23 protein-coding genes and 2 pseudogenes are annotated in these 26419 nt (G+C 61.3%); 18 read left to right on the top strand and 7 right to left on the bottom strand.

What is annotated here, in order from left to right:
- Positions 1-9: 9 nt before the first annotated feature.
- A pseudogene (locus ACLK1G_RS02595) lies at positions 10-218 on the top strand (MBL fold metallo-hydrolase); the annotation flags it as partial.
- Positions 219-331: 113 nt separating this feature from the next.
- Here the strand turns inward: ACLK1G_RS02595 and ACLK1G_RS02590 are convergent.
- The 4 genes from ACLK1G_RS02590 to ACLK1G_RS02575 are packed head-to-tail and all read right to left on the bottom strand — an operon-like array spanning position 332 to position 3354.
- Positions 332-490, bottom strand: coding sequence for a hypothetical protein (locus ACLK1G_RS02590; RefSeq protein WP_420763983.1), 159 nt, complete (start codon positions 488-490; stop codon positions 332-334).
- Complete coding sequence (locus ACLK1G_RS02585; protein WP_420763982.1) at positions 487-1896, bottom strand: sensor histidine kinase; 1410 nt, start codon at positions 1894-1896, stop codon at positions 487-489. The genes ACLK1G_RS02590 and ACLK1G_RS02585 overlap by 4 nt, the downstream gene beginning before the upstream one ends.
- Positions 1865-2551, bottom strand: a complete 687-nt coding sequence (locus tag ACLK1G_RS02580) for a response regulator transcription factor (RefSeq protein WP_420763981.1) — start codon at positions 2549-2551, stop codon at positions 1865-1867. Before ACLK1G_RS02580 ends, ACLK1G_RS02585 begins: the two co-directional genes overlap by 32 nt.
- On the bottom strand, positions 2551-3354 hold the full coding sequence (locus ACLK1G_RS02575) for a MipA/OmpV family protein (protein WP_420763980.1): 804 nt from the start codon (positions 3352-3354) through the stop codon (positions 2551-2553). The genes ACLK1G_RS02580 and ACLK1G_RS02575 overlap by 1 nt, the downstream gene beginning before the upstream one ends.
- 209 nt (positions 3355-3563) lie before the next feature.
- On the opposite strand from ACLK1G_RS02575, the gene ACLK1G_RS02570 reads away from it, so the two are divergent.
- Both ACLK1G_RS02570 and ACLK1G_RS02565 read left to right on the top strand, forming a co-directional pair.
- Positions 3564-4703, top strand: coding sequence for an efflux RND transporter periplasmic adaptor subunit (locus ACLK1G_RS02570; RefSeq protein WP_420763979.1), 1140 nt, complete (start codon positions 3564-3566; stop codon positions 4701-4703).
- A complete protein-coding gene (locus tag ACLK1G_RS02565) occupies positions 4700-7804 on the top strand; it encodes an efflux RND transporter permease subunit (protein ID WP_420763978.1) in 3105 nt (1034 codons plus the stop codon). Before ACLK1G_RS02570 ends, ACLK1G_RS02565 begins: the two co-directional genes overlap by 4 nt.
- A 138-nt stretch (positions 7805-7942) precedes the next feature.
- Here ACLK1G_RS02565 and ACLK1G_RS02560 read toward each other — a convergent pair whose 3' ends face one another.
- Entirely contained in the window at positions 7943-8833 is an 891-nt protein-coding gene (locus ACLK1G_RS02560) for a LysR family transcriptional regulator (RefSeq protein ID WP_039588554.1), read from the bottom strand.
- 158 nt (positions 8834-8991) lie between these two features.
- On the opposite strand from ACLK1G_RS02560, the gene ACLK1G_RS02555 reads away from it, so the two are divergent.
- The 10 genes and pseudogenes from ACLK1G_RS02555 (at position 8992) to ACLK1G_RS02510 (ending at position 19698) form a co-directional block, all read left to right on the top strand.
- On the top strand, positions 8992-10074 hold the full coding sequence (locus ACLK1G_RS02555; RefSeq protein WP_420763977.1) for a 4-oxalomesaconate tautomerase: 1083 nt from the start codon (positions 8992-8994) through the stop codon (positions 10072-10074).
- Positions 10075-10129: 55 nt separating this feature from the next.
- On the top strand, positions 10130-11434 hold the full coding sequence (locus ACLK1G_RS02550; protein WP_420763976.1) for a CitMHS family transporter: 1305 nt from the start codon (positions 10130-10132) through the stop codon (positions 11432-11434).
- 91 nt (positions 11435-11525) lie between these two features.
- A pseudogene (locus tag ACLK1G_RS02545) lies at positions 11526-12780 on the top strand (OprD family porin).
- A gap of 114 nt (positions 12781-12894) precedes the next feature.
- On the top strand, positions 12895-13599 hold the full coding sequence (locus tag ACLK1G_RS02540) for a heavy metal response regulator transcription factor (protein WP_420763975.1): 705 nt from the start codon (positions 12895-12897) through the stop codon (positions 13597-13599).
- The gene (locus ACLK1G_RS02535) at positions 13599-14972 is read left to right on the top strand and encodes a heavy metal sensor histidine kinase (protein ID WP_420763974.1); all 1374 of its coding nucleotides are present in this window, start codon (positions 13599-13601) and stop codon (positions 14970-14972) included. The genes ACLK1G_RS02540 and ACLK1G_RS02535 overlap by 1 nt, the downstream gene beginning before the upstream one ends.
- A 675-nt stretch (positions 14973-15647) precedes the next feature.
- A complete protein-coding gene (locus ACLK1G_RS02530) occupies positions 15648-15908 on the top strand; it encodes a DUF2790 domain-containing protein (RefSeq protein WP_420763973.1) in 261 nt (86 codons plus the stop codon).
- Between the two features lie 41 nt (positions 15909-15949).
- On the top strand, positions 15950-17005 hold the full coding sequence (locus ACLK1G_RS02525) for an SDR family oxidoreductase (protein WP_420763972.1): 1056 nt from the start codon (positions 15950-15952) through the stop codon (positions 17003-17005).
- Between the two features lie 70 nt (positions 17006-17075).
- Positions 17076-18398, top strand: coding sequence for an NTP/NDP exchange transporter (locus ACLK1G_RS02520; protein ID WP_420763971.1), 1323 nt, complete (start codon positions 17076-17078; stop codon positions 18396-18398).
- A gap of 120 nt (positions 18399-18518) precedes the next feature.
- On the top strand, positions 18519-19211 hold the full coding sequence (locus tag ACLK1G_RS02515) for a type 1 glutamine amidotransferase domain-containing protein (RefSeq protein WP_420763970.1): 693 nt from the start codon (positions 18519-18521) through the stop codon (positions 19209-19211).
- 55 nt (positions 19212-19266) lie between these two features.
- Positions 19267-19698: a DUF1810 domain-containing protein gene (locus ACLK1G_RS02510; RefSeq protein WP_420763969.1), complete on the top strand. Its 432-nt coding sequence runs from the start codon at positions 19267-19269 to the stop codon at positions 19696-19698.
- A 22-nt stretch (positions 19699-19720) separates the two neighbouring features.
- Here the strand turns inward: ACLK1G_RS02510 and ACLK1G_RS02505 are convergent, their stop codons facing one another.
- Positions 19721-20356, bottom strand: a complete 636-nt coding sequence (locus tag ACLK1G_RS02505; protein WP_420763968.1) for a TetR/AcrR family transcriptional regulator — start codon at positions 20354-20356, stop codon at positions 19721-19723.
- A gap of 109 nt (positions 20357-20465) precedes the next feature.
- On the opposite strand from ACLK1G_RS02505, the gene ACLK1G_RS02500 reads away from it, so the two are divergent.
- Positions 20466-21473: an NAD(P)-dependent oxidoreductase gene (locus tag ACLK1G_RS02500; RefSeq protein ID WP_420763967.1), complete on the top strand. Its 1008-nt coding sequence runs from the start codon at positions 20466-20468 to the stop codon at positions 21471-21473.
- 77 nt (positions 21474-21550) lie between these two features.
- Here ACLK1G_RS02500 and ACLK1G_RS02495 read toward each other — a convergent pair whose 3' ends face one another.
- Positions 21551-22309: a hypothetical protein gene (locus ACLK1G_RS02495; protein WP_420763966.1), complete on the bottom strand. Its 759-nt coding sequence runs from the start codon at positions 22307-22309 to the stop codon at positions 21551-21553.
- A 245-nt stretch (positions 22310-22554) separates the two neighbouring features.
- On the opposite strand from ACLK1G_RS02495, the gene pstS reads away from it, so the two are divergent.
- The 4 genes from pstS to pstB all read left to right on the top strand — a co-directional run bounded on the left by pstS (position 22555) and on the right by pstB (position 26373).
- Complete coding sequence (gene pstS / locus ACLK1G_RS02490) at positions 22555-23586, top strand: phosphate ABC transporter substrate-binding protein PstS (RefSeq protein WP_420763965.1); 1032 nt, start codon at positions 22555-22557, stop codon at positions 23584-23586.
- A 73-nt stretch (positions 23587-23659) separates the two neighbouring features.
- Entirely contained in the window at positions 23660-24625 is a 966-nt protein-coding gene (gene pstC, locus ACLK1G_RS02485) for a phosphate ABC transporter permease subunit PstC (protein WP_420763964.1), read from the top strand.
- Positions 24625-25536: a phosphate ABC transporter permease PstA gene (pstA, locus tag ACLK1G_RS02480; protein WP_039588462.1), complete on the top strand. Its 912-nt coding sequence runs from the start codon at positions 24625-24627 to the stop codon at positions 25534-25536. Before pstC ends, pstA begins: the two co-directional genes overlap by 1 nt.
- Before the next feature lie 75 nt (positions 25537-25611).
- A complete protein-coding gene (pstB, locus tag ACLK1G_RS02475) occupies positions 25612-26373 on the top strand; it encodes a phosphate ABC transporter ATP-binding protein PstB (protein ID WP_025214260.1) in 762 nt (253 codons plus the stop codon).
- Positions 26374-26419: the final 46 nt, after the last annotated feature.

Below are 26419 nucleotides of genomic sequence, written 5' to 3'. Positions count from 1 at the left end.
TCCGTTGTTCTGTTCCCGGTGGCTTTCGACCATCCCGACTGGCAAAACGGCTTCGAGCATGACCCTGAAGAAGCGGTGCGCGTTCGCGTACGGTTGATGCAAGAGGCCGCGGCAAGCGAGGAGCTGTTCGTGGCGACCCACCTTTCGTTTCCTTCCGTGGGCCGTGTGGCGGTGGATGGCGACGCGTTTCGTTGGGTGGGGGGCCCTGGAATTATTGAGTGCTGGCTGGGCTTGGATGTCAGTTCGGGCCCAGCGTAACGAACCAAGTCGCGACGTTGTCACTTCGAACTCAGTTGCACCGGCGTCGTCTCGATCAGCCGTCGCGAGCGGATCATCGACTTCGTTTGCTCGACGTAAAGCTTGAAATGTCGATCTCAAGTTGCGCGATACGGACCACGGCCGTGGAAGGGAAGCTTTGCGCCGATGCCCAGCCACCAGCAAAGAGACCCGGTACTAACGCGCATGCGAAAAACAGGCGATGGATTTTCATGAACTCTCCTGACTGCTATTCATACTCGGTGAATCGGTGACAGGCGGGGACAAACAAAACGCCAATCCCGGTTCCGCCCTGTGCGCAACCAGTGTCCACCCGTGTGCGCGAGCGATCTCCTGGCAGATGGTCAGCCCCAGTCCCGCGCCGTGATCGCGCCGATGGGCGCCGCGCCAGAAACGAGTGAATATGTGGGGCAGTTGCGCTTGCTCCACGCCGGAGCCCCAGTCGCGCACGGTCAGCTTGTCGGCGGTACATTGCACCCGCACCTGCGTGCCTTCAGGCGCGTGCTGGATGGCGTTTTCCAGCAGGTTTTTCAGCAGCGTGAACAGGGCGCTGCGGTCGGCCTGCCAAGGCGTTTGCGTGGCCGTATGCCCTGTCAGGACGATGCCGACCCGCGCGGCGTCGGCCATGCGTTGCAGGTAGTCTGCGGCTTGCTGCACCACTTCCCCGACGTTCACGGCGGCAAAGCTGTAGTTGTGGGCCTCGCTGGTCTCGGCCAGCAGCAGTAATTGTTGAACCTGGCGTGTCATGTGCTCGACGTCATTGAGCAGCGAGTCGCGGGTCTTGTCTGGAGCCATCAATTCGATTTGCGCGCGGATCAGCGCCAGTGGCGTCTTCAGTTCATGGGCCGCGGTCGCGAGGAATTCCTGCTGCACACGGTATCCCTGTTCCAGGCGTTCAAGGGCGCTGTTGAAGCTGCTGACCAGTGGCGCGACTTCCGACGGCACGGTTTTGCTGTCCAGGCGTGAATGCAAGGATCGAGGGGAAATGGCCGCCGCCGATTCCGAGACTTCGCGCAGTGGCTTGAGCGCATACCCCAGCGTGAAATAGGCGCAAGCGCCGAAGACAAAAAGCAGCACCAGGCTGAACAGGACGATACCGGCCCCCATGAAAGGCCAGGCGAAACCCTGATGAAGCAGTTCCATCAGTCGTTCGCTGACGGCGAATTGCAGATACCAGATCGTGCCGTCGCGCTCCACCGGGGCGGTGGCGGCGTACATCAGCATGCCCTCACGCTCGAACTTGAAGCGCCCTTGGTCCGAAGGCGGTGATTTGGCGACCGGCGACCAGAATGCCTCGTCGGTGGAGGCCAGGACGACGTTTGCCTGCGAGTCCAGCACGCGATAGCCGATTTCCACCCCCAGGCTCTTGAAGGTCCAGACGCGATCACCTTCGCTGTCATCGAAGCCAGTAGGATGGCCCGCAACGTCGAACATCAGCTTGCCGGCGAGTTCATGGGTGCGTTCGGCGACGTCGGTGGTCAGGAGGATATCGCTCCTGGACGTAATGAGCGCGACAGCGCCCAGCGCAATCAGCAAGATACTCAAGCCCACGCCGGCGACGTAGGCGAGCAGGACCTTAAAACTGATGCTATTGCGCCAGGTCGTCTTGACGAAGGGCATAGCCCAGGCCTCTCAAGTTGACTATCCGTTGGTGGGAGCCGATCGCCAAAAGCTTGCGGCGAATGCGATGCAAGGCCACGTCGAGGGCGTTTGGCGTCACGGCTTCGCTCAAGCCCCACGCAGCCGCCTCGATGGCGCTGCGACGGACGATTTCACCGGGCTTGCGCAGTAACAACAACATGATCTGCATTTCCGCCGGTGCCAGTGGAACGCTGCCTTTGACGCTGCACATGACCCCTGCGTCGGGTTGCACGCTGAGGTCGCCGTGTGACGGCGCCAACGGGCGGCGCTCCACGGGGCGGCGCAACAAGGACCGCACTCGTGCGACCATTTCGTCCATGGCGAATGGCTTGGGCAGGTAGTCATCGGCCCCGGCGTCCAGGCCTTCGATCCGGTCATGCAGCGCGTCGCGGGCCGTCAGCACCAGGCAGGGCACGCCCAACCCGGCGTTGCGCAAGCGTTCGAGCAGTAGCAGCCCATCGCCATCCGGCAAACCCCGGTCGAGAATCAACGCCTGGTAGGGCACCTGTTGGATGGCCGCCCATGCCGCATCGATGCGGCTGATGACGTCGACGGCGATGCCTGCGCTCGACAAACCCTTGCACACCAGTTGCGCCAGACGCTCATGGTCTTCGACCAGCAGTATGCGGCTCATCAGAAACGGTACAGGTAGCCGAACAGCGCGCTGTTTTCGGTAGATCGATCTACCAGCGGGCTGTCCTTGATTTCATCGGACAGGCTCGTGGCCTTGAGGTCCAGAAACACGGAGTGATGATCATCGAACATATAGTTTCCACGTAAGCCGATTTCGGTGTTCATGCCGGACTTGCCATCATAGGCTGCCCGATCGGCGCGAGCTTCATTTTCCCGGACGCCGAAGTAGTAGTCGACGTAGTTGTCGTCCTGCCAGATGGCGGCCAGCCGTGGCGTGAGCCTGATGTGCTCGCCGAAATTCCACGACCGTTCCAGGCCCAGGGTGAAGCGCTGGCCCTTGCTGTTGCTCGAAACGTCGCCCAACCACTCGGCGCTGACATCGGCCAGGTCGTTGCGCCACTGCACCTTGGCCCCCGCCCAAAAGCCGCCCTTGCGGTCGCTCATCCCGTCCAGGATGCGGGCGTCATCGTCATCATAGCCACTGAAATCGTACTCACCGACGAGGCTGAATTCGAGTTGCTGGGTGTCGCTGATGTCCAGGCTCGGCAATTTGATCTCGGCGGTTGGGCCAAAGACGCGCACATATTCGTTTTCAAAATAGATCAGCGGCAGGACCTCGCTGTCACGGTCGATGCCTTTGTAGGGCTGTTGGCTGCTGGCTGCACCCACGCCGAGGCCCCAAGCGGAGCCTTCAGACTCGTCGGCACTGGCCGCGATCGGTGAGCACACGCCCAGCACAAGCGCGGAGCTGGCAATGGTCAGCCGGATCGCAAGGTAAGGTTTCGATAAGGTCAAGGCGCGCATGGAAGTCTCCGGATCGGTGGGATGAATGCATGCCTATCGTTGAGAACTTCTTCTTACTGAACACCTACGGTTCGGCATGGCTAACCGCCTTTTGCCGGTAAGTGTTGCGAAAGACTGCCTGTCGGATAGTGGCCGTCTCGAGCAATCGCGCCATGTGGATGTATCGGCACCCGCGAGCGATGCGAACCCTGCGCAGGAATCCGATCCCCATGAAAAGAAAAACCCGCCACGTCGTTCTGTTTGTCGCGACCATCGCCTGCACCGTTGCATTGGTGATGATGGGCCTGTCGCCGGACCCGGGACCGCCCGGTTCTGAACATCACCCCAAACCGGCACTGACCGTGGCCGTCACCCGGCTTGAATCGGCCATGCTACCGGTGCGCATCCAGGCCAATGGCAACATCATGGCGTGGCAGGAAGCGAGCGTCGGCACCGAGGCCGATGGCTTGCGGTTGGCCGAGGTCATGGTGAACGTTGGCGATGTGGTGCGGCGTGGCCAGGTGCTCGCAACGTTCAGCTCCGATACGGTGGCCGCCGAACTCGCGCAACGTCGCGCGGCCACCGCCGAAGCACACTCGGCCCTGGCCGAAGCCCGGGCCATCGCGCGGCGTGCCCGGCAGTTGCAGTCGAGCGGGGCGCTCTCGCAGCAGCAGGTCCATCAACATGTGACAGCCGAACGCACGGCGCAGGCAAGGCTTGAGGCGGGCGAGGCCGCCGAACGATTGCAGCACCTGCGCCTGGCCCAGACCCGCGTCCTGGCGCCCGACAACGGAGTGATATCGGCGCGCAGTGCCACGGTGGGCGCCGTATTACCCGCCGGCCAGGAGCTGTTTCGCCTGATCCGCGAGAGCCGGCTCGAATGGCGCGCCGAGGTCGCGGCAGCGGATCTCGCGAAATTCCATCCCGGCCAGCTTGCGCGTGTGGTGCCGGTTAACGGCGCGGCGATCGAGGGCAGGGTGCGCAGGGTTGCGCCCACAGTGGACATGCAGACCCGCAATGGCCTGGTGTATGTCGACCTGCCCGCCGACACGGCGGCGCGTGCCGGGATGTTTGCCCGTGGCGAGTTCCACGTCGGGGCCGAGCGGATGGCGACGCTGCCGCAAACTGCCGTGCTGCAGCACGACGGCTTCAGTTACGTCTTGCAGGTCGGCGCGGCGTTCCAAGTGGCCCAGGCCAAGGTGACAGTAGGGCGCCGCGTCGGCGATCGAATCGAGATCACCGCTGGCATCGACAGCACCGCCGCCGTGATCGAAGCCGGAGGCGGTTTTCTCGCTGAAGGTGACCTTGTCCGCGTCGTCCAGGGGCGCACCCAACCGATACACAATCTCACCAGCGGGAGCGCGCAATGAGCCTTAACGTGTCGTCCTGGTCGATCCGCAACCCGACGCCTTCGGTGCTGTTGTTCATCCTGCTGACATTTGCCGGCGCGATGGCCTTCTGGAAGATGAAGGTGCAGAACTTTCCCGACATCGACCTGCCCATGGTCGCTATCTCAGCCGAGCTGCCGGGTGCTTCGCCGGTCCAGCTGGAAAACGATGTGGCCCGCAAGATCGAGGATTCTCTCGCCACCGTGCAGGGCGTCAAGCATATCCAGAGCACCTTGACCGACGGCAACGCCGATATCACGGTTGAGTTCCGCCTCGGCAAACCCACCCAGGAAGCGCTCGATGACGTTCGTGATGCGGTTTCCAGGGTTCGGGCAGACCTGCCCGCCGACCTGCGCGACCCGGTGATCAGCAAGATCGAGGTTGCTGGCACGCCGATCCTGACCTACACGGTGTCGGCCACGGGCCTGGACGAAGAGGCGCTGTCATGGTTCGTCGACAACACCCTCAGCAAGGCCTTGCTGGCTGTCCCTGGCGTGGGCGCAGTCGAGCGTGTCGGTGGGGTGACGAGGGAAATCCGCATCGATCTGGACCCGGCACGCCTGTTGGCCTTGAATACCACGGCGCTGGATATTTCCCGTCAACTTCGCCAGATCCAGCAAGAGGCCTCCGGCGGGCGCGTGGATCTGGGTGGCATCGAGCAAACGGTGCGTACGCTTGCCACGGTACGGTCGGCCAATGAAGTCGCGATGCTGGACGTGACCTTGAGTGACGGCAGGCGAGTGCGGCTCGTCCAGGTCGCGACGGTATCCGATACCGTTGGCGAGCGACGTTCGGCGGCGCTGCTGGACGGCGAGCCGGTGGTCGCGTTCGAAATCGTACGGGCAAAAGGGGCCGGGGAAATCGAGGTCGATGAAGGTGTACGCGCCGCCCTTGAGCGGCTCAAGAACCGACATCCTGGAGTCACGTTCAACCAGGCGTTCAGTTTCGTCGAGCCGGTGATCGAAAATTACCAGGGTTCCCTGCACCTGCTCTACGAGGGCGCGGCACTGGCGGTGCTGGTGGTGTTCCTGTTCTTGCCGGATTGGCGAGCGACCTTCGTCTCGGCTGTCGCGCTGCCGCTGTCGGCGATACCGACATTCGCGGTGATGCACTGGATGGGGTTCACGATCAACACCGTTACGCTGCTGTCGCTGTCGCTGGTGGTCGGTGTGCTGGTGGACGACGCCATCGTCGAAGTGGAAAACATCGGGCGTCACTTGCAGATGGGCAAGAAACCCTACCAGGCGGCCATGGATGCCTCTGAGGAGATCGGCCTCGCGGTGGTCGCCACGGCGTTTACGTTGATTGCGGTGTTTCTGCCCACCGCGTTCATGAGCGGCACGGTCGGCAAGTTTTTCGTCCAGTTCGGCTGGACGGCGGCCACGGCGGTATTTTTCTCTCTCGTTGTCGCGCGCCTGCTGACGCCCATGATGGCGGCCTACCTGATGCGCGCCCCGAAAAAACCCGAGCCCAGGGTGGCCGGATGGGTGACGCACTACTTGTCCTGGGCCCGCTGGTGCCTGCGTCATCGAGCCGTGACCGCTGTTGGCGCAGCGATTTTTTTTGTCGGCGGGTTGATGCTCGCGGCAGCGTTGCCGGGCACCTTCATGCCGCCCGATGACGACTGGCAAACCCAGGTCACCCTCACGCTTGCGCCCGGTAGCAGACTGGGCGACACCCTGGTGCTGGCCGAGCAGGCCCGGGGGATAGTCCGGCACAACCCCCAGGTGAAAAAGGTCTACACCGCCGTCGGGGACGGCAATGCCGGCACCGACCCTATAGGAGCGGGCGGCAACGTCAAAAATGTCCGCACGGCGGTGCTGACACTTAACCTGACGCACCGTAACGATCGACCTGGACTGAGTAAGCAACAGATCGAGAAACAATTGCGCGAAGCCCTCGCGATACTGCCCGCAACGCGGGTGAAGGTGGGCATGGGCGAGTCGGAGAACTACGTGCTGGTGCTCGCCGGCGAAGACGGCGCCTTGCTCACCCGGCATGCGCAGCTGGTGGAGCGCGAACTGCGCGGCGTGCCTGGCGTGGGCGCGGTGATTTCGACCGCGAGCCTGAAACGCCCCGAACTGCTGGTGCGACCCGATTTCGCCAGGGCGGCCGACCTTGGCGTGACCTCCGCAGCTATCGCCGACACCCTGCGCGTCGCCACCTTGGGTGACTACGACCAGGCGCTCGCCAAACTCAATTTCAGTGAACGGCAAGTGCCTGTTGTCTTGCGCTTGACCGACGCCGCTCGTCAGGATTTCGAGACGCTCAAGCGCCTACCGGTGCCCGGCGCCCGTGGTCCGGTGCCGCTGGAAAATGTCGCGTCGCTGGAGATCGCCAGCGGCCCGGCGCAGATCGAACGTTTCGACCGCATGCGCAACGTCAACATCGAAATCGAGGCAAACGGCCAGCCATTGGGCGACATTGAACAGGCAGTGCTTGCCTTGCCGAGCCTGCAAGCACTGCCGCCCGGCCTGGTGCGCACTTCGGTGGGAGATGCCGAAGCCATGGGGGAGCTTGCCACGGGATTCGGCGTGGCGATGCTGACCGGGGTGTTGTGCATCTATATGGTCCTGGTCCTGTTACTAAAGGACTTCCTGCAACCGCTGACCATCCTCGCCGCCTTGGTGCTCTCGGTGCCAGGCGCCTTCCTTGCGCTGTTCGTCACCGGCTCGACATTGTCGATGCCGTCGATGATTGGGCTCATCATGCTAATGGGGATTGCCACGAAGAATTCGATCCTGCTGATCGACTACATCATCCTCGCGCGCCGAGACCACGGATTGACGCGCTCTGAAGCGATCATCGATGCCTGCGGCAAGCGTGCGCGGCCCATTGTCATGACGACAATCGCCACGGGCGCCGGCATGATGCCCATCGCACTCGGTTGGGGGGCTGACCCGAGCTTCCGCGCGCCGATGGCCATCGTGTTGATTGGCGGGCTTATCACTTCGACAGTGCTGAGCCTGCTGGTCATTCCCGTGGTGTTTTCCTTGGTGGACGACGGCGCGCAGGGAATATATGCGTGTATGCGTAACATCACGGGTAATGAAGCGGTGTGGGGTCACTCCGAGCACTCATGAAGCCGACCCAAGCCCCTGTCGCGCGACAGGGACAAGGCGCTCTGAGAAACAATGGGTCAGCGTCCTGGCGTCTTGTTCTCGACCAAGCGTTGTGGTGAGCGAGTATGGCATCGATTGGCCGGTGCATAGGGTTGGCCTCTACTGTGGCCACTGCTCCAGCAGGATCGAGACGAATTTTTCCGCAGCGGGGGAAAGGGAGGCACCGCGTCGATAAACCAGGCCCAGCGACCGATTCACCACCGGCTCGATCAGCGGTACGCTGACCAGCGTCGGATGATCGACCGCCGGCATCGCCAGGCTGGGCATCGCCGACACGCCGAGGCCAGCCTCGACCAAGCCCAAGGATGTGGACAGGTGCTGCACTTCGTAGAACCACTGCGGACGCCAGCTCAGGCCTGACAAGGCGTGGTCAAGCAGCATGCGGTTGCCACTCAAGCGACCGACACCGATCAGCCGATAGTCGCTGAGCTCCGACCAGGTGACCGCACTGCGGCCAGCGAGCTCATGGTCTCGTCGGCAGGCCAGCACAAAGGGTTCGTTGACCAGGGGCACGAACTCGATGTCCGGGTGCTGGCCACTCATCATGTTGATGCCGAAGTCAGCTTCGCCACGCAGTACAGCCTCCAATCCTTCGTTGGCACTGAGATCGAGCAGGCGTATGCGGATCTTCGGGTAGCGTTCGTTATAAAGCCGGATCACCGAGGGCAAAAAATAGAACGCCGCCGTCGGGATGCAGGCCAAGGTGACTCGGCCGATCTGCCGCTCGGCCAACTCGCGGATATTGAGAATGGAATCGTCAAAATCATCCAACAAACGCCGCGCCTTAGGCAGGAAATCGCGCCCAACGCTGGTCAGGCTGACCTTTCGCGTCGTGCGGTCGAGCAAGGCGGTGCCTAATCCTTCCTCAAGCTTTTTCATCCGTCGGCTAAGGGCGGGCTGGGATAGGTGCAGTGCATCGGCGGCTTCATGGAAACTGCCAAGTTCGGCGATCTTAACGAAAGATCGAATGTCCTGAAGTTCATATTCCATCAATTTTTCTCGCTACCAGGTTCCAAAGAACTCCAAAATAATTCTTTTGTGAAACGCAATAATAACTCCGATCTTTGCATTGGAAACACTTTTTAAACCCTGCCACTCTTGTGCACAGAGCATCAATTATCCAGATTGATCAACAAGAGTTAGTGGTCATGCAACGAATTCCTTGTGTACTCATGCGCGGCGGCACTTCCAAAGGTCCGGTTTTTCTCGCCTGGGATTTGCCGGCAACGATTCCTGAACGTGACGAGTTGCTGCTCAACCTGATGGGTTCTGGCCATGAGCTGGAGATCGACGGCATCGGGGGTGGTAGTCCACAAACCAGCAAGGTGGCGATCGTCAGCCCATCGCTGCACCCTGAAGCCGACGTGGATTACCTGTTTGTCCAGGTCATGGTTTCCCAGCGCCGGGTCGACACTGCACCCAACTGCGGCAACATGCTCTGTGCCGTCGGCCCGTTCGCAATTGAGCAAGGGCTGGTCAAGCCCACAGGCGACCTGACCCGCGTGCGGATCCGCAACCTCAATACCGGAACCTTCGTCAATGCCGAGGTCCAGACACCTCAGGGCAAGGTCAGCTACGAAGGCGACACTGCCATCGACGGTGTGCCGGGCACGGCCGCTCCAGTGCAACTGACTTTTCTCGACGCAGCCGGCAGCAAGACCGGAAAACTCTTCCCCACGGGGCAATCCGTCGACTTGATCGATGGCATCCCGGTGACTTGCATCGACATGGCCATGCCGATGCTGATTGTCGAGGCCGGCCAGCTCGGCAAGCGTGGCGACGAAAGCCCCGCCGAGCTTGATGGCGATACGGCGTTCTTGCAGCGCTTGGAGTCCTTGCGCTTGAAGGCCGGCCTGGCGATGGGCCTGGGCGACGTCAGCGACAAAGTGATTCCCAAGCCAGTGCTGGTCTCGACGGCCACGTGCGGCGGGACGATCCAGGTGCGCTACTTCATGCCGCATAGCTGTCATCGCGCCTTGGCGATTACCGGTTCCATCGGGCTGGCGACGGCCTGCGTGACCGACGGCAGTGTCGCGGCCAACCTGCTTGGCGGCGTCAGCGAACCACGCCTTCAGCGGGTGCGCATCGAGCACCCCAGTGGCGGTATCGATGTCGTGTTGTCCTACACCGGCGAAAAGGGTGAGACCATCCGCGCCTCGGTGGTCCGTACCGCCCGCAGGCTTTTTTCAGGTTTTGTCTACGCCACGGTTCCCCAGCGCCTGGCCGGATGACCCGGGCAGACTTTGTCATTGCATCAGCGACTCATAACAACAAGAGAACTGACTTATGCTCGCTTTACTTGGCTTGGCCATGGTGGTGGTCTTCACCTTTCTGATAATGACCAAACGGCTGTCGCCGATCGTCGCCCTGACGATCGTGCCGATAGTCTTCGCGGTGATCGGCGGCTTCGGTGGGACCACTGGCAAGATGATGCTGGATGGGCTGAAGATGGTTGCACCGTCGGCGGCACTGCTGTTGTTCGCGATTCTTTTTTTCGGTCTGATGATCGACGCGGGCCTGTTCGACCCGCTGATCCGCAAGATCCTCAAGCGGGTCAATGGCGACCCGATGAAAATCGCCGTGGGCACCGCACTGCTGTCGCTTCTCGTTGCACTGGACGGTGACGGCACGACGACCTACATGATTACCTGCGCCGCGATGCTGCCACTGTACAAGCGCATCGGCATGAATCCGATGATCCTGGCGACCGTCGCGATGCTTTCGCTGAGCATCATGAGCGGCATGACGCCTTGGGGCGGGCCGGCGACCCGGGCCATCGCGGCACTCGGCCTGGATGCCGGCGAGTACTTCGTGCCTTTGTTGCCGACTATGATCGGTGGCGCGATGTGGGTGGTGTTCACCGCGTTCCTGCTGGGTCGTGCCGAGCGCAAGCGTATCGGCAACATTCAACTACAGAGCGGAGGCGGCGATTGCTATATCAAGGCCATCCTGGAGGACACGCCGCACAAGCGTCCGAAACTGGCCTATGTCAATTTGCTGTTGGTCGTCGCAGTCATGGTCGCGCTGGTGATGGGCCTCATGCACTCGGCGATCCTGTTCCTGATCGGTTTCGTCCTGGCGCTGGTGATCAACTATCCGCAGCTGGACATCCAGAAAGAGCGCATTCTCGCCCACTCGGGTAACGCCATGACTGTGGTCCTGCTGGTGTTCGCGGCGGGTATCTTCGCCGGAATTTTCTCCGGAACGAAAATGGTCGATGCCCTGGCGCAAACGCTGGTCGACTGGATTCCGCCTTCCTGGGGCCATTTGTTCCCCCTGGTGGTGGCAATTACCAGCATGCCGCTGACGTTCGTATTGTCCAACGATGCCTATTACTTTGGGGTCGTTCCTATCCTGGCTAACGCCGCTGCCGCCTACGGGATTCACCCGGTCGAAATAGCTCGGGCGTCCATCCTCGGTCAGCCGGTGCACCTGATGAGCCCATTGGTGGCCTCGACCTTGTTGCTGGTGGGCATGGTCGATCGCGACCTGGGCGATTTCCAGAAAGCCACCATCAAATGGGCGGTGCTCACCTCAATCGTAATAACGGCGCTGGCGCTTCTGACCGGGGCGCTGACGCTGTTCTCCTGATTCACCCGACACCCTTTAGTCCTTGCCTGACGCTCCCCGCATGGGGAGTGCGCCGGCCTGCGCGCCAAATAACAACAACGAGACACTCGACATGAGTATTTACCTGATTCGCGGGGTTCTGTTTCCGATTCTTGGTCTGCTGCCGCTGGCCAACGCCAGTGCAGAGGGAATCGTCGACGACAGCAAGCTCAAATTGCAGTTGCGCAATGTTTACTTCAACGAGAACTTTCGCGATGAACATGGCATGAGTGCGCGAGCGGCGCGGACCGCCAAAAGCGAGCGCACCGAATGGGCTCAGGGCTTGCTGTTGGATTATCAGTCAGGCTACACGTCAGGCACGGTCGGTTTCGGCGTCGATGCCCTGGGCCTGCTCGGATTCAGGCTTGATTCGGGGCGCGGTCGTAGCGGCACTGGCTTGCTACCGGTCCATGACGACGGTCGTGCCGCAGAAGAGTTCGCCAGCGCGGGGATGACCGCCAAGGCCCGACTGGCAAAAACCACGTTCAAATACGGCACGCTGCTGCCCAAGAACCCAGTATTGATCTACAACGACGCGAGGCTGCTGCCCCAGACCTATCAGGGGGGGCAGGTCAGCAGCAACGACATCGACAACCTCACCCTGACGGGGGGGGCGGCTGGAACGATTCAAACTGCGCGATTCAAGCGACAGCATGCCGATCGTGCCCGACGGCTACAGTGGCAACGAGTCAGGCGACTTCATTTATGCCGGCGCCGACTACAAGCTGGGAAAGAACATTCGCTTGAGCTATTTCTATGGCGAACTGGAAAACTTCTACCGGCAGAACTTCGCCGGTGTCCAACATGACCTACAGCTCGGTCCCGGCGTGCTCACCAGCGACCTGCGCTACTTCAACAGTGCCGATTCGGGCTTGGCCCATGGCGGTAAAGTCGACAATGACATGTTCAGCGGCTCGCTGTCGTACGTTGCCCTCGGCCACACGTTCAGTGCCGGTTACCAGAAGCTCAGCGGGGAAGGGGGCTTGCCATACATCAGCGGCGCCACGGTCTATTCCTTCAGCAACGTTGGGATCGGCAAGTTCATCGAGGAAGATGAAAAGACCTGGATGCTCGGCTACGGCTACGATTTCGCTCGCCTAGGCGTGCCCGGCCTGACGTTTTCCAGCCGCTACCTCAGTGGCGCCGATGGCAAATCCAATAGCGTCGTGAACGAGTGGGAGCGCGACGCCGAAGTCGCTTACATCGTGCAGCAAGGTAAGTTGAAGGGGTTGGGTGTCAAATTGCGTAACTATGTCTATCGCTCCGACTTTTCACGGGGACGCGATAGTAACCGTGTCTACGTCACTTATGACGTCGCGCTTTGGTAGGGTCTGGGTTCGCGGGGGGGCTTTCTGACAAGAATGTCAGCAAGCCGTCAGCCTCCGGACACCTTCTGCGTCTAGACTCTTCTGGTTGCCCCGCTTTCGTAGAGGAGTCACCAGATGCGCTTGCTGATCGTCGAGGACGAAGAAAAAACCTCCTCCTATGTCCACCGCGGCTTGAGCGAGCTCGGCTACATTGTCGATGTCGCGACGAACGGCATCGATGGCTTGCACTACGCCCTGGAGCTTGAGTACGACGTGGTCATCCTCGATGTCATGTTGCCGGGCAAGGACGGCTATGCCGTGTTGCAGGGCCTGCGCCTGCACAAGAAAACCCCGGTGATCATGTTGTCGGCCAGGGGCACGGTGGATGATCGCGTCCGGGGATTGCGCGAGGGCGCTGATGACTACTTGGGCAAGCCCTTTTCGTTTGCCGAGCTGGTGGCGCGCGTCCAGGCGTTGATCCGCCGTCGCGCCGATGACGCGGCCGATCCCACGCATCTGCGCATCGACGACCTGGAGGTCGACCTGCAAGCCCGCAAGGTCACCCGGGCCGGTTTGCGGCTGGACCTCACGGCAAAGGAGTTCTGCCTGTTGAGCCTGCTGGCGCGACACCAGGGGGAGATTCTTTCCAAATTGATGATTGCCGAGCAGGTCTGGGACATGAATTTCGACAGCGATGCCAACGTGGTGGAGGTCGCGATCAAGCGTGTGCGCGCCAAGGTGGATGCGCCATATCCACGCAAATTGCTGCATACCGTGCGCGGAATGGGCTATGTATTGGAAAGTCGTGAAGCGGACGACAGGCACGTTGGGATGGTGTGATGAAAGGATCGATCTCCAAGCGGCTCGCCCTGATGTTTGCCCTCGCGGTCATGCTTATCACCGCGGTCAGCGCAACGCTGCTGCGCTGTTCCTTGAAGCAATCGCTCGAAGACCAGATGCAGAACGAGCTGATCCTGCGGCATTCGGTTCTCGATCCGGTGCTCGCGAAATATGACTCACCGGAATTCTGGGTGGGGCTGCGGCAGAAGCTCGACGGCCTGACACCCACCGATGAGCGCGTGCGTTACTGGGTCCTGGTCGATAACCCGGCCTACAGCTACGGCGGGGCGATGCCGGATGGCCAGGATTGGTCAAAGCGTCCGGATGGGTTTTCCACGGTCGCCATCCCTGACCGGGATCGCCCCATGGTGCTGATGATCGAAACCATCGCGGCCATGGGCAGCCGGCCGGAGGTGCGTTTTATCGTGGGGCTCGATTCGACGCCGTTCATGAAGACCCTGAATAATTTCACCAAGACGTTGATCGTAACGTCCGCGTTGGGTGTCGTGCTGGTCGCGCTGCTGGGGTATTGGATCGCGCGTTTTGGCCTGGGACCGGTCCGGCGCCTGAGCCGCCAGGCCAACAGCCTGCCGCCGGGGGATTCCAAGCAACGGCTGGACACCGAGGCGTTGCCTGGGGAATTGCAGGAGCTGGCGGTGTCGTTCAACGGCGCCCTGGCTCGCCAGGAGGCCGCCTGGTGCCAGCTCGAAGGGTTCAATGCCAATGTCGCCCACGAATTGCGCACGCCCTTGACCAACTTGATCGGCCAGACCCAGGTCGCCCTGGCCCACGGCCGGGACGTGAATGAGCTTCAAGACCTGCTGCAATCGAACCTCGAAGAGCTGGAGCGGATGGGCACCATCGTCAATGACATGCTGTTCCTGGCGGGTGCCGAAAGCGGGCAGCGAGCCACGGAGCTGAGCGATGTCTCGCTCTATGAAGAGGCGTCCAAGACAGTGGACTACCTGGAGCCGGTCTTGCACGACAAGCAGTTGAGCGTGGTGATTCAAGGCGACATGCGGGTGTGCATCGACCGACGTCTGTTCCACCGTTCCCTGGCCAACCTGATCCAGAATGCTGCGCGATACGCGGTACCGACCAGCACGATCACGGTAAGCCTGGTCAGCCATGGCATGCAGGCCGAGGTGAGCGTGTCCAATGCTGGCGAGCCGATTGATAACGTTCATCTGCAACGCTTGTTCGAGCGCTTCTACCGGGCCGACGCCGCCCGGGCCCGCAGTGACGCGCATCATGGCTTGGGGCTTTCCATCGTACGGGCGGTGGCCTCCATGCACGGCGGTCGCGTGTTCGCCCACAGCAAGGACGGGCTCAATACCTTCGGGTTCTCGTTGACAAGCCAGGCAGCGCGTTAGTCCGCCTTCAGTCCCCGTTGCCTGTGATACAGCCATCGCGAGCAAGCTCGCTCCCACATTGGATCTGCGGGTGACTTGAATCCCAAGGGCGACACAAACCCCGTGGGAGCGAGCCTGCTCGCGAAGATGCCGGCACATTCAGCATCTTCATCAACTGAAGCACCGCCATCGCGAGCAGGCTCGCTCCCACATTGGATCTGCGGGTGACTTGAATCCCAAGGGCAATACAACCCCCTGTGTGCGAGCTTGCTCGCGAAGACGCCGGCACATTCAGCATCTTCATCAACTGAAGCACCGCCATCGCGAGCAGGCTCGCTCCCACATTGGATTTGCGGCTGACTTGAATCCCAAGGGCAATACAACCCCCCCTGTGGGAGCGAGCCTGCTCGCGAAGATGCCGGCACATTCAGCATCTTCCTCAACTGAAGCACCGCCATCGCGAGCAGGCTCGCTCCCACATTGGATCTGCGGGTGACTTGAATCCCAAGGGCAACACAACTCCCTGTGGGAGCGAGCCTGCTCGCGAAGATGCCGGCACATTCAGCATCTTCATCAACTGAAGCACCGCCATCGCATTGGCGTTTGACATGTTCCTGACAGGCACCGGTCACCTTGACGTCAGCGTCCCGCTCTTAAAGTTCAACCACCATCCCGGTCAGGACAGTGGAGTCCACCATGAACATTCAAACCTTGTCGGTCGCCAGTCTGCTGGCAGTGATCACGTTGAGCGGTTCGCCTCTGTTTGCCAAAGAGCAAACCCCTATTCCGGCTTATGAGTACGGCATGCCGTTGGACGTTGCCCAGGCCTTGCGTATCGAGGAGCCGAAATCAGCCGTATGCGAGGTCGCGCGGGCAAAGATGACCTACGTAGACACCCAAGGACAGATCCGGCACGTCAGTTTCCTTCAGCAGACTGACGCCTGCGCCATTCAGTAAGCCCGGTCGCGCCGGTTGCCACCCAATCAAGGAACTCAATCATGTGGAATAGAACGATCACCCCCGCCGTTGGCTTTTCATACAACATCAGCAAGCTCATGAGGCTGGCCCGTACGTTGACGGCCGGCGTCGCGCTCCTCAGTGCGATGAGTCTCGAAGCGTCGGATCGTGCCGCGCCGAAACCCGACTGGTCGGCCCGTGACATGCCCTCCCAGAAGGGCCGGATCGTGCTGGTGACCGGCGGCACCAGCGGCATGGGCTACGAAGATGCGCTGGCGTTGGCGCGCGCCGGCGCCGAAGTGATTATCGCGGCGCGTAACCCGGAGCGGGGCGCGGAGACCATCAAGCGTATCCGCCAGGCCGTACCCGACGCCAAGTTGCAGTTCGAGCCCGTCGACCTGGCCAACCTGTCATCGGTGCGCGGCCTGGCCGAGCGGCTCAACCAGCGATTGCCGCGCCTCGACGTGCTGATCAACAACGCCGCCATCATGGCGCCGCCGGAGCGGGGCACCTCCGCCGATGGCTTTGAGCTTCAGCTGGCGACCAATTACCTGGGGCACTTCGCGCTGACTGGCCTGCTGGTTCCGCTTCTGCGCCAAAGCGACGACGCGCGAGTGGTAAGCCTTTCCAGCATCGCGGCCACGCGCGGCGCGGTGAATCTCGATGACTTGCAGTCCGAGGAGAAATACGACCCTTATGCAGCCTATGCCCAGTCGAAACTGGCTGTGCTCCAGTGGTCGTTCGAATTACAACGGCGTAGTGACGCGCAAAAATGGGGTATCCGCAGCATTGCCGCCCATCCCGGCGTGGCCGTCACCGAACTGATCGCCCGCGGCCCGGGCGTCAATAGCGTGTTCGGCCAGCGCTGGGCGAAGGACCGCGATGCGTACCATTCCGCGGCACAAGGTGCGCTGCCCACGCTCTACGGGGCCACCGCCGAGCAGGCCGTTGGCGGTGCCTACTACGGCCCGACGGGCGATGAGGAAAAACGCGGCCCGCTGGGGTTCGCCAAGACACCGCCAGCCGCGACCAACGAAGCGGACGCCGAACGGCTCTGGGCCGCCTCCGAACGTCTGACCGGCGTTACCTATCGCTGAACCGGTCATGGCGCGAGTGTCCGTCCCGCGCCTGCTCTCTAGCCTGCTGCCGCCTCCCTCTGGAGTTTTCATGAGTACGACTTCCTACTTGCATCGGCTGAGTCTCGCCCTCAACGCCCGCGACGGCGAGCTGCGTCCGGCGCTGTGCGGGTTCCTGCTGTTTCTTTGCCTGTTTACCGGTTACTTCATGCTGCGTCCGATCCGCGAATCGATGGGCATTGCAGCAGGCGTCGAGAACTTGCAATGGCTGTTTACCGCGACCTTCCTGGTCATGCTCGCGGCCGTTCCGCTGTTCGCCTGGCTCAGTTCCCGGGTGCCGCGATTGCGTCTGATCGACTGGGTCTACGGCTTTTTCGGCATTAACCTGTTGATGTTCGTCGAGTTCTTTCAATTCCAACCGGACAGCGTCTGGCTGGCCCGGGTGTTTTATGTCTGGATATCGGTTTACAACCTGTTCGTCGTGTCGGTGGCCTGGAGTTTGATGGCGGATGTGTTCGACAGCGAGCAGGCCAAGCGCTTGTTCGCGTTCATCGCCGCCGGCGCCAGTGTCGGCGGCCTGTTGGGGCCGGCCCTGAGCGCTTTGCTTATCGACATCGTGGGTGCGTCAGGCTTGATGCTGTTGGCGGCGGTGTTGCTCGGTGCGACGCTGGTGTTGAAAAGGACCTTGATGAACTGGCGTGAAGAAGGTGGGGCGGGGCGGCCCGGTGCTGCGCCCACGCAAAGCCCTCGACAGCCGTTGGCCGGCAATCCGTTGAGTGGGATGGTTGCCGTGCTTCGCTCGCCTTACTTGTTGGGCATCGCCGGTTTCGTGGTGTTGTTGGCGACGGTCAGTACGTTTCTCTATTTCGAGCAAGCGCGTCTGGTGGCCGAACACTATCCGGACCGCGCCTCGCAAGTTCGCATCTTCAGCACCATCGACATCATCGTGCAGGCCGGTGCGTTGCTGTCCCAGCTATTCATCACCGGCAGAATCGCACCGAGGCTTGGCGTGCGCGCGTTGCTGGCTATCGTCCCGTTGCTGATGTGCATCGGCTTCCTGGGCCTGGCCCTGGCGCCTGGGTTTGCGCTGCTGGCGACCCTGATGATTGTGCGACGCATCGGCGAATACGCATTCGTGCGGCCGGGCCGGGAGATGCTCTTCGCACCGCTGGATGCTGAAAGTAAATACACGGCCAAGAACTTCATCGACACCGTGGTCTATCGCGCCGGCGACGCCATGAGCGGCTGGGCCAAGAGCCTGCTCGACCAGCTGGGCCAAGGGGCAGGGGTGGCGGCAATGGTGGGTGCGTGTTGCGCGTTACTGTGGGGTTACCTGGGCTGGCAACTGGGGCGACAGGCGGATCACGCCGCATCAAGGGAACTGCGCCTGGCGGCCATTTCGGCCAGGGCATGACGCCTGTGCATTTGCATCGCGGCGTGGCGCTAACGACTTGAACGTCTACCACGATGCAGCCTCTGACAATAATGCAGGGCGGATGCATTTCGCCCATTACCGATCGGAGGAAAGGTGTACATGAAAATTTTGATGGTGCTTACATCTCATGATCAGTTGGGCGACACCGGCAAGAAGACCGGTTTCTGGCTGGAAGAATTCGCGGCCCCTTATTACGTGTTCATCGACGCCAACGCCGCGGTGACGCTGGCGTCCCCGAAGGGCGGGCAGCCCCCTCTGGACCCCAAGAGCGATGAGGAACAAGCCCAGACCGACGCCACGCGGCGCTTCGCCATGGATACCAGCGCCCAAGCGGCACTGGCCGATACCGTGCCCCTGGGCGAGGTCGACCCCTATGATTTCGATGCGGTGTTCTATCCTGGCGGCCACGGCCCCCTGTGGGATCTCGCCGAAGACACCGACTCCAAGACCCTCATCGAAGCCTTTTATGCATCGAACAAACCCATCGCCGCGGTCTGCCATGCGCCTGGGGTGTTCAAGGATGTCAACGCACCGGATGGCGAGCCTGTGGTGAAAGGTAAAAAAGTCACCGGATTCACCAACTCCGAAGAAGAGGCGGTGGGCCTGACGCAAGTGGTGCCGTTTTTGGTGGAGGACATGCTCAAGGCCAAAGGCGCGCAATACTCCAAGGGCGCGGACTGGGCGAGTCATGTGGTGGAGGATGGGCACCTGATCACCGGCCAGAATCCGGCCTCATCGCAAGCGGCCGCCCATGCGTTGCTCAAGCGGCTGAAGCAAGAGCAGAGCGCTTGAATCCGGCTTTGTGGGGGCGACAGATCAAGTCGCTCCCGTTGGAGGAGCATCAAACATGCACGACCCATACAATCTGGCCCGTTTCGTTGACGCGCAACACCCGGTATTCAGTCGCGTCATGGATGAGTTGCGTGCGGGCCGTAAGACGAGCCACTGGATGTGGTTCATATTCCCGCAATTGCGCGGGCTTGGCCGTTCCGAAATGGCCAGTCGCTTCGCCATTTCCGGCCTTGCCGAGGCCCGCGCGTATCTGCAACACGATGTGCTCGGTCCGCGACTGGAGAGCTCTGTTGAAGCGGTGTTGCAACACAGCGACGTCAGCGCCGAGCGCATATTCGGCTCGCCCGATGATATGAAGTTTCGTTCTTGTCTTACGCTGTTCGTCAGCGCCCAGTCGGGCTCTCCTTTGTATCAACAGGCGCTCGACCAGTTCTATTCCGGCGAGCCGGATCGCAAAACCCTCGCCCTGCTTGAGCAACAGGTATGAACGGCGGACGCGTCACACCGACCTAATCAGCAGGCCCCTGAGGCTGCGAGGACATCGGCTTCAGAACGCCCTGTATCAATGCCGTGAACGCTTCGATCACTTCCTCCTCGCCATGTCGCCCCCTAACCAAGGCGCCGGAGAGCGCTTCTCCCGCGCCGACCAGGCCGATGCAGCACCGCTCAAGTTCGGCTTCTGCCAGACGGGCGTGGGGCTTGAGAACGGCCATGAACATCTTTACGCAATTGTCGAGCAATTCCTGGAACGCCGCCTTTTCGTCACTGCCGGCCAAGGCCGCGCCCACCGCGTGAAACTCGTCGGTATGGTCCGCCGCGCACTGGATGTAGGCGCTGGCCAGGGCCTGGGCGGTTTGCTCAAGGCTCAGGGTGGTGCTGGACATCGCGTCCCGGAACGCGTTGACCCGCTCGGTATCGATCCACTTGTAGAGCTCGATCAACAGCCCCGAGCGTGTCCCGAAATGATCATAGACGACGGGCTTGGACACACCGGCGCGGACGGCCAGGTGGCCCAGGGTCAGTCGGTCGGCGTTTTCCTCGCGCACGATCAACAAGGCAGTGTCCAGTAGCTGGCGTCGCCGTTCGGCTTTGGAAAGCCTGCGGGGCGGAGCGCCGACAGGGGTCGGCTCGATTTCTTTTTGCACGTTGTCGCTTCCAATTCAAAAAAACCTACCAATGGTAGGTAACTGTCGGTGAGGGTGTGCTAGGTTACCTACTAATAGTAGGTTAACCCGGAAACAAGGAGAACAAACAATGTCACTCAATCCTATCTTGTTCATGGGCGGTTCCGGCGCAATCGGCCACCACACAGCCCGAGCGCTACGCGCCGCTTATCCTGACGTGCCGCTGCTGATTGGTGGGCGGGACCTTGCGAAGGCCCAACGGGTCGCAGCGCAGATGGGCGGGGCGCAGGCCGTGGTGATCGATTCCAGCGCAGACGACCTGGGCCTCGGCGATCGTCCGGTCAGCGCCGTGGTGGTTTTCTACATGGACCACGCCCTCGCCGGATTGCGCTATGCGCAAAAGCGCGGGGTGCCGCACCTGAGCATATCTTCCGGGGTCTTCGAGATCGCCCCCGAAATCGCAATGTACATGCATGCGCCAGGCGCCTCGCCCATTGTTCTGGGTTACGAATGGATGGCCGGCGCAACGACGGCGGCGACGTTGAGCGTGGCCCGGGAATTTGGCCGGATCGATGATATCCGCATCGATGCGCTGGTCGATGAGCAGGACACTGGCGGGCCGACCGTCGCCAGCGATTTCGAACACCTCAACAAGATGCTCCCCGCAGCGCTGACAAGGCGCGACGGGGTGTTCGTATGGCGTGAAGGCGAACATTCCAATACGCAGTTCCAAGCCGTGGACGGTACGTCAATCGACGCCGGCGGCTTCTCATCCATTGATGTCGCCGGCCTGGCGGCTGCGACGGGCGCGGCCAATGTCCAGTTCAACATCGGCATCGGGGTGAGCTCCAGTCGGCGACAAGGACAACCGATGTCCACCGAGATCATCATCGAGCTTGCCGGCGCGGACCTGAAAGGCGAACCGCTGCGCACCCGTCACGCCGTCGTTCACCCGGCGGGCACGGCACCGCTGACCGGCCTTAGCGTCGCCATGCTTCTTGAACGCCTGCTTGGGTTGGATGGTCAGCCGGTGACGTCGGCAGGGCTTTATTTTCCCTATCAGTTGTTGGACGCTGCGGCGTACCTGGAACGCTTGAAACAAGAGGGCGGCGAGTTGCGCCGGTTGCAGGTGCAATGATGCTGCGAATCAGCGCTCCCTAAGCTGGCGCCTGGCAAAACCTCGCCGCAGGGCAGATTCTTGCCCCAGGCAACGGCTCAACGTTCGCCGGCCTTTTCGAGCACCTGGCTGCTGAGCCGCGCGTCGCTGGCTCGGTTGTCCGGGCCCTGGCAAATTGCGCTGCAAAGGGCCCGGACGACCGGTACGTAGCTCACCTGACTGGGCTGCCCGACATTGACAGCACCCGTTGGGTTGATCAGGTGCACGGCGATTTCGCCTGGCAACCATGGAACCAGTGGCCAACTCGCACGGTTGGCCAGTATCGCGCAACGATTGCCCATCGCGGGCCCGATATCACAAGAGGTCACCAGAGCCACGCCCATCAGCCAGGCGCCTTCAAGCTGCGAGCGCACACGGCCTGGGCTCTCTACATGACCCAGGTCCGCCACTACGACCGCGTGATGAACAATCAAGCGGCGCTCATCGCTCATCTCGATATCGACGACGATCGCGGCGCAGCCCTGGGCATCGTAATGAGCGGCGATCCCCTGAGTCCGGCCACGTTCGCCTGCCTTGCCCCAATGGCCCCTCGCGGCCGCCTCGGTAATGACGCGACGCATTCGATGGGCATCGAAGGGGGAGGGTTGGCCTGCGCCTTCGCTCACGGCCGATGCCGAATCAATCACCGCGAGCAGATAGTCCCGATGATCCATATTGCGGGCTCGCAGCTGCGCGGCCACGAACTGCTGTTCGGCGAGCATGTGAAGCAACAGGTCTTTCTTGTCCAGATTGCGGTCAAGGGGCGCCCGCCAGGTCAATTGATTGAGCGTGCTGTCGTGCCCATCGGGATGGCTCATTAGCGTTTCTCCTTCCGCTGATGCATGAGGCCAGCAAAAAACGACGTCCCACCGGGCCTGTTGCTCGCGCAACCACTCAGAGAGATCGAGGCCTACCTTAGGCGCAGGGAACTGACGTCAGGGTGACGGGCCGCTGACAGGAACATGTCAGGTCGAAAAAAGCGACGTTGCCATTCGATCTTCATAAAAACGTAACAACTCTGTTGCAGAGTTCCTCAGCCCGTCATCACAAGGAGTTTCCTTTAATGAAAAGTTTGATGAAGTCTGCTGCGCTTGCCGTTACGGTTTCTCTTTGTGCCAGCTCGGCATCCTTCGCCGCAGAGAGCGTCCGCCTGACGGGCTCTGGCGCCAGTTTCCCCGCGCCGATCTACCTCACCTGGTTCAAGGATTTCAGCAAGAAGTCCGACGGTGTCACCGTGGATTACCAATCCAAGGGCAGTGGCGCCGGGGTTCAGGATTTCCTGAACAAGACCGTCGATTTCGCCGCCAGCGATTCGGCCATGAAAGACGAAGACATCGCCAAGGTCGCCGAAGGCGTGCAGTTGTTGCCGATGACGGCCGGTGAAATCGTCCTGGCCTATAACCTGCCGGGCAATCCCAAGGGGCTGAAGCTGCCACGGGACGTTTACTCCAACATTTTCCTGGGCAAGATCACCCGTTGGAACGATCCTCAGATCGTCGCCGCCAACCCGGACCTGAAACTGTCCGATACGCCGATCACCGTCGTTGTGCGTGCGGATTCCAGCGGTACGACCGCGGTATTCACCAAGCATTTGGCGACCATCAACCCTGAGTTCAAGCAGGCGCTGGGCGAGGGCAATACCGTCAACTGGCCGGCCAGCGACAAGTTCATCAAATCGCCGAAGAACGATGGCGTGACGGCTACCGTGCGCCAGACCCCGGGTGCAATTGGCTACATCGAATACGGCTTCGCCAAACTCGCCAAGGTCGACTTTGCCCAGTTGCAGAACAAGGCCGGCCAGTACGTCGTGCCGAACGCCGAAAGCGGTGCCGAGGCCTTGGCTGCGGTGAAGATGCCGCAAAGCCTGGTGTCGTGGTTGCCTGATCCGGACGGCGCCAAGTCCTACCCGATCACGTCCTACACCTGGATGATCTTCCGCAAGGACAACGGCAATCCGGCCAAGGCCAAGGCCATGCGTGAAATGGTCGAATACAGCCTGACCGAAGGCCAGAAGATTGCCGACTCGATGGGTTACATCCCACTGCCGGCCTCCGTCGTCGAGCAGGTTCGCAAAGCGTCCGCCAACATTCAGTGATGCATGAGACCTCTCCCGGTGCGTGCGCGATCAGCCGCGCCGGGAGAGCTTTTCCCTTGTTCGGACTTAGCCAATGAACAAACCTTTTGTCGTACCGGTTAATCCGGACTCTGCCTGCCAACCACCATCGGCGAAGGACTTCCTGGTTGATCGCACCTTCCGTGCGCTTGCACGCATAGGGGTGGTTCTGATCCTGGCGCTGGTATTTGCGCTGGTGTTCGAGGTGGGGCGCAAGGCGCTTCCGGGCATGGAGAAGCATGGCACGGATGTGCTTTTCGGCACTGTCTGGGACGTTAACCAAGGTAAATACGGCATCCTCCCGGCGATCTGGGGCACGCTCTACAGCGCCTTGATCGCATTGCTCATTGCAGGTTTCTTCGGCGTCAGCATGGCGATTTTCCTGACCCAGGACTTTCTGCCCCCCAAGCTCGCCGCCATTTTTCGCACCATCGTCGAACTGCTCGCGGCTATCCCCAGCGTCGTCTACGGCCTATGGGGCATCTACGTGGTCATCCCTGCGATCCGTCCGCTGACGACTTGGTTGAACAGCGAACTGGGCTGGATCCCGTTCTTCGGCACTTCCTTGAGCGGGCCGGGGCTGCTCCCTGCGGCGCTGGTGCTGGCCATCATGATCCTGCCAACCATTGCCGCCGTTTCCCAGGATGCGCTCACGGCCGTACCGATGAAAACCAAGCAGGCCGCCTACGGCATGGGCACCACCCACTGGGAAGCGATTCTCAAGGTGATGGTGCCGTCTGCCGCCACCGGCATCTTCGGCTCGCTGGTCCTTGGCTTGGGCCGGGCGCTGGGTGAAACGATGGCGCTGGCCATGCTGGTCGGCAACGCCAACACGCTATCGCTCTCGTTGTTCGCACCGGCCAATACCCTCGCGGCGCTGTTGGCGCTGAACTTCCCCGAGGCCGGGCCGAACGAGATCGAGGTGTTGATGTATGCCGCGCTGGTGCTGATGTTCATCACGCTGCTGGTGAACATCATCGGTTCGATGATCATGATGTACGCCCAACGGGGTAACAAGTGATGACTGATCTCACTGCTGCAACAGATTTGACGGCTCCAGCGGGCGCGATGCCCAGCCTGCAACGCAGGTTCGAGGGCCGGGCCCTGCGCAGCCTGATCTTGACCACCCTGGTCTGGGCGGGGGCGCTGCTGGCAAGCGTACCGCTGATTTCGGTGCTGTACATGCTGATCACCCGCGGCGGTGCGCGCTTGAACCTGGAAGTGTTCACCGAGCTGCCACCGACTGGCTTCGAGATGGGCGGCGGCTTCGGCAATGCCATGGCAGGCACCTTCGTAATGGTGGGTATCGCGGCGGCCATCGCGGTGCCCGTCGGCATCATGGCAGCGATCTTCCTCGCAGAGCTGGGGCCGGACAGCAAACTGGCAAACGCCGCGCGTTTTGCGGCCAAGATGCTCACGGGTCTGCCATCGATTCTTGCCGGTGTCTTCGCTTATGCCCTGGTGGTGATGACCACCGGCACGTATTCGGCACCGGCCGGTGGCGTGGCGCTGGCGGTGCTGATGCTGCCTATCGTCGTGCTGACAGCGGAAGAGTCGATGCGGATGGTGCCCAAGATCATGAAAGACGCCGCCTATGGCATGGGCTGCACCCGCTCGCAGGTGATCTGGAAAATCATCTTGCCCACCGGCATGCCCGCGATCCTCACCGGCGTGATGCTGGCGGTAGCGCGCGCCGCCGGCGAAACCGCGCCGTTGCTGTTTACCGCGTTGTTCAGCAACTACTGGATCTACCACCAAGGCAACCTGGAGGTCATGAATCCGACGGCATCGCTTGCCGTGCTGATCTACAACTTTTCCGGCATGCCTTTCGACAACCAACTGGAGCTCGCCTGGGCGGCCTCGTTGGTGCTGGTGATGATCGTGCTGGTCGTGAACATCATCAGCCGTATTTTCGGCAAGCCCAAGTATTGAGAACGGGAGCATCTGATCTTGAACGTATCCACTGCGCAAATAGCCGCTCCGTTTGTCACCCAGGCGCCTGTAGTCATGGACTGCAAACTGGACAAGATTTTCTATGGCAACTTCATGGCGGTGCGTGACAGCCACGTACCGATCGAGAAAAACAAGATCACCGGCTTCATCGGCCCATCCGGCTGCGGCAAGAGCACCGTACTGCGCAGCCTCAACCGGATGAACGATCTGGTGAAGGGGTTCCGCTTCGAGGGCCACGTGCATTTTCTTGGCCAGGACGTCTACGGCAAGGGTGTCGACCCGGTGGTGGTGCGCCGTTATATCGGCATGGTGTTCCAACAGCCGAACCCGTTCTCGATGAGCATCTTCGACAACGTCGCGTTCGGCCTGCGCCTCAATCGCTATAAAGGTGACATTGGCGACCGGGTCAAGCATGCGCTGCAAGGCGCGGCGCTGTGGGACGAGGTCAAGGACAAGCTCAAGGTCAGCGGCCTGTCGCTCTCCGGTGGCCAGCAACAACGGCTGTGCATTGCCCGCGCCATCGCCACCGAGCCGGAAGTGTTGCTGCTGGATGAACCCTGTTCGGCGCTCGACCCGATCGCTACCCGGCGGGTCGAGGAACTGATGGTCGAGTTGAAAAAGGACTACACCATCGCGCTGGTGACTCACAACATGCAGCAAGCCATCCGCGTTGCTGACACCACAGCGTTTTTCTCTGTGGACATTTCCCAGGGCACACGCACCGGCTATCTGGTGGAGATGGGCCCGACGACGCAGATTTTCGATAACCCCCGTGAACAGATGACCGGCGATTACATCAGCGGCAAGTTCAGCTAAGCCACATCCCCGGTCGAGGCCGCATCCCTGCAGAAGCCAAATGGAT

The organism is Pseudomonas algeriensis, from assembly GCF_048847255.1.
Taxonomy (GTDB): Bacteria; Pseudomonadota; Gammaproteobacteria; order Pseudomonadales; family Pseudomonadaceae; genus Aquipseudomonas.
This window is presented reverse-complemented; position numbering and strand designations above follow the sequence as displayed.

Excerpts from the sequence above, each read along its gene's own strand:
- ACLK1G_RS02590 (WP_420763983.1), bottom strand. The coding sequence starts at position 490 with ATGAAAATCCATCGCCTGTTTTTCGCATGCGCGTTAGTACCGGGTCTC.
- ACLK1G_RS02585 (WP_420763982.1), bottom strand. The coding sequence starts at position 1,896 with ATGCCCTTCGTCAAGACGACCTGGCGCAATAGCATCAGTTTTAAGGTC.
- ACLK1G_RS02580 (WP_420763981.1), bottom strand. The coding sequence starts at position 2,551 with ATGAGCCGCATACTGCTGGTCGAAGACCATGAGCGTCTGGCGCAACTG.
- ACLK1G_RS02575 (WP_420763980.1), bottom strand. The coding sequence starts at position 3,354 with ATGCGCGCCTTGACCTTATCGAAACCTTACCTTGCGATCCGGCTGACC.
- ACLK1G_RS02570 (WP_420763979.1), top strand. The coding sequence starts at position 3,564 with ATGAAAAGAAAAACCCGCCACGTCGTTCTGTTTGTCGCGACCATCGCC.
- ACLK1G_RS02565 (WP_420763978.1), top strand. The coding sequence starts at position 4,700 with ATGAGCCTTAACGTGTCGTCCTGGTCGATCCGCAACCCGACGCCTTCG.
- ACLK1G_RS02560 (WP_039588554.1), bottom strand. The coding sequence starts at position 8,833 with ATGGAATATGAACTTCAGGACATTCGATCTTTCGTTAAGATCGCCGAA.
- ACLK1G_RS02555 (WP_420763977.1), top strand. The coding sequence starts at position 8,992 with ATGCAACGAATTCCTTGTGTACTCATGCGCGGCGGCACTTCCAAAGGT.
- ACLK1G_RS02550 (WP_420763976.1), top strand. The coding sequence starts at position 10,130 with ATGCTCGCTTTACTTGGCTTGGCCATGGTGGTGGTCTTCACCTTTCTG.
- ACLK1G_RS02540 (WP_420763975.1), top strand. The coding sequence starts at position 12,895 with ATGCGCTTGCTGATCGTCGAGGACGAAGAAAAAACCTCCTCCTATGTC.
- ACLK1G_RS02535 (WP_420763974.1), top strand. The coding sequence starts at position 13,599 with ATGAAAGGATCGATCTCCAAGCGGCTCGCCCTGATGTTTGCCCTCGCG.
- ACLK1G_RS02530 (WP_420763973.1), top strand. The coding sequence starts at position 15,648 with ATGAACATTCAAACCTTGTCGGTCGCCAGTCTGCTGGCAGTGATCACG.
- ACLK1G_RS02525 (WP_420763972.1), top strand. The coding sequence starts at position 15,950 with ATGTGGAATAGAACGATCACCCCCGCCGTTGGCTTTTCATACAACATC.
- ACLK1G_RS02520 (WP_420763971.1), top strand. The coding sequence starts at position 17,076 with ATGAGTACGACTTCCTACTTGCATCGGCTGAGTCTCGCCCTCAACGCC.
- ACLK1G_RS02515 (WP_420763970.1), top strand. The coding sequence starts at position 18,519 with ATGAAAATTTTGATGGTGCTTACATCTCATGATCAGTTGGGCGACACC.
- ACLK1G_RS02510 (WP_420763969.1), top strand. The coding sequence starts at position 19,267 with ATGCACGACCCATACAATCTGGCCCGTTTCGTTGACGCGCAACACCCG.
- ACLK1G_RS02500 (WP_420763967.1), top strand. The coding sequence starts at position 20,466 with ATGTCACTCAATCCTATCTTGTTCATGGGCGGTTCCGGCGCAATCGGC.
- ACLK1G_RS02495 (WP_420763966.1), bottom strand. The coding sequence starts at position 22,309 with ATGAGCCATCCCGATGGGCACGACAGCACGCTCAATCAATTGACCTGG.
- pstS (WP_420763965.1), top strand. The coding sequence starts at position 22,555 with ATGAAAAGTTTGATGAAGTCTGCTGCGCTTGCCGTTACGGTTTCTCTT.
- pstC (WP_420763964.1), top strand. The coding sequence starts at position 23,660 with ATGAACAAACCTTTTGTCGTACCGGTTAATCCGGACTCTGCCTGCCAA.
- pstA (WP_039588462.1), top strand. The coding sequence starts at position 24,625 with ATGACTGATCTCACTGCTGCAACAGATTTGACGGCTCCAGCGGGCGCG.
- pstB (WP_025214260.1), top strand. The coding sequence starts at position 25,612 with ATGGACTGCAAACTGGACAAGATTTTCTATGGCAACTTCATGGCGGTG.